We start from the raw sequence: 2,405 nt of genomic DNA, 5'->3' as shown, positions 1-2,405 counted from the left end.
ATCCGGTGAATTTTGGGCAAACAAACACATTTCGTTTGAACTCAAACGTGGCGAGTGCCTCGGACTGATTGGTCACAACGGGGCTGGCAAAACAACGCTCCTAAAAATGCTCAACGGCCTCATTAAGCCGGACACCGGATCCATAACAATTCGTGGCCGGGTGGGAGCATTGATTGCGTTAGGTGCCGGGTTTAATCCTGTGCTGACCGGACGGGAAAACGTCTACATCAACAGTGCCGTTCTGGGACGCACTCGCCGGGAAACAGCAGCCGTGTTTGATGACATCGTCGACTTCGCAGACGTCAAAGATTCGATTGATGCTCCGGTTCGAACCTACAGTTCAGGAATGCAGGTTCGGCTGGGTTTTGCAATTGCGTCACAACTACAGCCGGATGTGTTGCTGGTCGACGAAGTACTGGCCGTTGGTGACAACGCATTCCAGAAAAAATGTTACGACCGTGTCTACGAGATGAAAGCACGGGGAACGAGTTTCATCGTTGTGTCACATAACCCCTATCAGCTGGAACGACTCTGTGACCGTGTTGCAACCATGGCGCACGGTACAATTCTGAAAATTGCTGCTCCCAAAGAAGCTATCCATCTTTATCACTCCGAACAGCAAAAGAACCAATCACAAAAACCGGTTTCTGCCTCACTGCCTCAGGAATCTTCAGGGAATGTACGAATTCACAAAGTTCACCTGGAGACAGACAAAGGGAGCGAAACCAAAACCATATCCACTGGTGACACCTTCTCAATCTGCATGGAGTGCGAGTGCTTCGAACACGTCTCGGATCTGCGATTTCGACTGATGGTGTATTCCATGTCAAATGTGCTGATTGCCACTATTGGATCCGGCAGTCAATTCGAAACGAGGCAGTTCGCGCCCGGAAGAGCCATTGTGGGATTTCAACTGGAAACGTGTGGCCTGCTCGCCGGCGAATATTCGATCGAGGCGGTTGTGACTTCCGCCATTGGTCTTCAACTCGCTCGAATGAATGACGCGATGACATTTTCCGTCGAATCTCACAATCCGAAAGTAATCGAACAGACGGGTGCAACGGGTGTGATTTTTGTGAACGGCCACTGGTTTTGAAAGACGGGAGACCTCACGTTGCTAACGAGACTTCAAAATCTGGTGAGACAGTTTCATCTGGCTCGTCGGCTTAGTCAGCACCCACAGTTGTGTAGACTGGTTGTGGATTCCCTGAATGCTGAGGATCAACCGGAAGCAGATCTTCAATACAACGAAAAATTCCACGTTCTGGACGAGCTCTCCAGCTTATGGGGCTTCGAAATTTACAACCATCATTCGTCCTGGATGACGGACACCGCATTTTGGCAGCTGTGGCAGGACTTTCCACTGGCCGGACAGCGGCCAGACAGAAAGTTTGTTCTGTGGTCACTGGCCAACAGTCTTCAAAACATCCCCGGTGATACAGTGGAATGCGGCGTGCTATACGGGCACTCATCACATGTCATTTGTTCAGCGATGCATCAAGATCACCAGCGGGTACATCATGCTTTTGATTCGTTCGAAGGTCTTTCTGAACCAGCGGCTGAAGATACCGTTGAAACCACACGTGCCTATAGCTGGAAAAAAGGGGACCTGTCGGTTTCCCTAGACGAGGTTCAGCGCAATCTCAAAACGTTTGAGCGAATCGAGTATTACCAGGGCTGGATACCGGCACGGTTCTCTGAAGTGGCAGAACGAACGTTTGCATTTGTTCATGTTGATGTTGATTTGTTCCAGCCGACATACGATTCGCTGGAATTTTTCTGCGAACGACTTGTGCCAGGCGGAATCGTCGTATGTGACGACTATGGATTTAATACGTGTCCAGGCGCCCGTCGTGCCGTTGACATGGTATCCGAAAACACCGGGTTTCCGGTGATCCATCTTCCCACCGGCCAGGGTGTTATGATTCGTCCACACGCATGACGATACGGGAACGGTGCAGCCGACCACCGCAGTCCAGGCTGAACTAAAACGACTGCTAAACCACAGCACGGTACGAAATTCGCAAAAGCAGTGAAGTACTTCCAAACCGCGCCGAGCGTTGATCAGGGGGGACAGTTCACAGACAGCCTGTGCACTACTGAAGACCGGACTGGATCTGAGAAATCCACGGCACGCGGAAATCATTGCTGCCGTGAAGGAGCGAGCGAACAATCCAGTCCGTTTCTTCGTTGAGTGTCTGGCACCGGTTATCTCAGGCTTTCACACTCTGCCGTGTTATTGCACCTCTGCACTCTGGCGAGATGAGATTCGGGTGCCCATGTTCATCCGGACACAGTTACGGAGCCCTTTCACTCTCCTCAATTCCACTGCCAAGTGACCGCTTGAGCATTGGTGGAGTGATCATGGTGGTGATCATGACCATCACCACAATCGCCGAAAATGT

General features: G+C 51.1%; 2 protein-coding genes. Both read left to right on the top strand.

The window, feature by feature from the left end; genetic code table 11:
• Positions 1 to 1,096, top strand: a 1,096-nt coding sequence (locus MK110_19700) for an ABC transporter ATP-binding protein (GenBank protein MCH2213529.1), incomplete at its 5' end; no start/stop codon positions are given.
• Positions 1,097 to 1,138: 42 nt separating this feature from the next.
• A complete protein-coding gene (locus tag MK110_19695) occupies positions 1,139 to 1,942 on the top strand; it encodes a TylF/MycF family methyltransferase (GenBank protein ID MCH2213528.1) in 804 nt (267 codons plus the stop codon).
• Positions 1,943 to 2,405: the final 463 nt, after the last annotated feature.

Origin of the sequence: Fuerstiella sp., from assembly GCA_022447225.1 — a bacterium.
Lineage (GTDB): Bacteria > Planctomycetota > Planctomycetia > Planctomycetales > Planctomycetaceae > S139-18.
This window is presented reverse-complemented; position numbering and strand designations above follow the sequence as displayed.